Source organism: Stenotrophomonas sp. 3diitr2024 (assembly GCF_042136455.1).
Taxonomy (GTDB): Bacteria; Pseudomonadota; Gammaproteobacteria; order Xanthomonadales; family Xanthomonadaceae; genus Stenotrophomonas; species Stenotrophomonas sepilia.
The window spans coordinates 1-1,775 of sequence record NZ_JBHHMJ010000651.1; the positions used below are offsets into that span (position 1 = coordinate 1).

Consider the following 1,775-nt stretch of genomic DNA (forward strand, 5'->3'; position numbering starts at 1 on the left):
GGGCCGGCGCAGGACACGCCGTAAACCCATCCATGGGGGCTCGATGGCGCCATCCATGGCGCCAACGGTCCTGCGCCGGCCCATCCGACCCTGCTCGACGGTTTCCCGCGCCACGGTGCGGAGGACAAAGAAGAGCAAGAGCAAAGAGCCGGGCATTGCCCGGCTCTTTGCTTTTCCAGATTTTCAAGCGCAATCCCTTCGGCGCGGTGATGTGCTGCCGCCCGCGCGGGAAACTGTCTGGCGGCGGTGGCGCACCCTGGCCAGGACCGTGAGGCGCATGGATGCGCCGATCGAGCCCCCATGGGTGAGGGCGCTTTGCTTGCGAAGCACTGCTTCGCAAGCGCCCGAACGCCCAGCCGCCAGCGGCTGGGCCGGACCGCGAAGCGGGGTTTACGGCGTGTCCTGGCCAGGGTGCGCCACCGCCGCCCAGCGATATCAATCGAGGCGCCAGCGCATCATCCCGCCAACGCATTTCATTCCGGCGCCAGCTGGTCCATCCGTATCCGGTTGGCAAACAGCGAAAACGCCAGCATGCCGGCCAGCCCATTCGCCCGGCTCACCCAATGCGGCAGCCAGCGCGGTGGCTTCAGCACCCCCGCCTCGAACAACGGTGCGAACGCGATCGCATCGGCCAGGCTCATCTTGCCGGCGAACAACCAGCGGCAGACCTGCAGGCGGTCCTCAGCCAGCATGTGGCGGAAGAAGGTATGCACCGACACCAGGCCGCGCAGGTACACCGTGTCCTTGGTGAAGGCCAGGCCGCCACTCGGCGGCACCCCACGGAACACGCGCTGTGCCGACGCAAAGCTCTCTTCGGCGTTCTGCCCGGCATCGCAGAAGTAGCGGAACACCTCGATGAAGTCGGCGCCTTCGCGGGCCATCGCAATCGCTTCAGTGCGCAGACTGATTCGCTTCAGGCGTTCGATGTCGATGCTGCCGGTGATCTGTTCGGCGAAGGTAGCCAGCCCTTCCTGGGTGGCCGTCACCCGCGGCGAGGACAACGCCAGGCTGGGCAGCACCGGTTGTTCGCGGCCATTCAAGGCGGTCAGCGAATGCACCAGCACTTCGTGGTGGAACAGCTGCGCGCGGTCGTAGGCACTGAAGCGCGCACTGGTGCGCAGGCGGATGCGGGTCGGTCCGGCAGCGGCCTTGGACACCAGCTCTGGATCGAGCTGCACCTGGATGATGCGCGATTCGAAGAACGCATCCAGGTCATTCTGCAGCTGCAGCTGCAGGGCAATGGCCGAGACCGGCACCTGCTCTTCCGGCGCCAGCAGTTCGTGATCGAGTTCGGCAGCAATCTGGATGAAGTGACGCGCCGCTTCGCGCGTGCTCGGGCCATTGCCTGGCAACGGCTGCTCGGGCGCGCCGAACAACTGAACCGAACAGGTATCGACCGCCGCCGTGCCCAACCCTTCCAGCAGCTGCGCGGCCAGGTCCCAGCTCTGCGCCGACTGCCGCACGTAGTGGCCCAGCGGATGGCTGTCATCGCAGTCAGCGGCGATCACAGCCAGCGCGCGACGTTCTTCGCTGAAGTCCAGCCGTGGGTAATCCACCTTCGGCAGCACCGGCTGGCCACGTGCCACGCTGTCCAGGAACGGTGCCTGCAGCGTGGCCGGCCAGCTGGTCAGCCCCAGCAGGCGGATGCCTCCCACGGCCTCGACCAGGCGCGCATCGAGCGCTGCATGGTGGGCCACCTCACGGTCCAGCGTCGCGGTCGGTTCCATGGGCGGACTATAGCGCCCTGCCATGTCCGGCGCTGCGCGCCGCCGCCC

General features: G+C 67.3%; 1 protein-coding gene. It reads right to left on the reverse strand.

What is annotated here, in order from left to right:
• Positions 1 to 473: 473 nt before the first annotated feature.
• Positions 474 to 1,751 carry a flavohemoglobin expression-modulating QEGLA motif protein gene (locus ABGA94_RS16790; protein WP_375367824.1) on the reverse strand — a complete coding sequence of 426 codons (1,278 nt, stop codon included), beginning with the start codon at positions 1,749 to 1,751 and terminating at the stop codon, positions 474 to 476.
• Positions 1,752 to 1,775 lie beyond the last annotated feature (24 nt).

Bases quoted from the DNA above. Each gene is read 5' to 3' on its own strand.
- ABGA94_RS16790 (WP_375367824.1), bottom strand. From the start codon at position 1,751: ATGGCAGGGCGCTATAGTCCGCCCATGGAACCGACCGCGACGCTGGAC.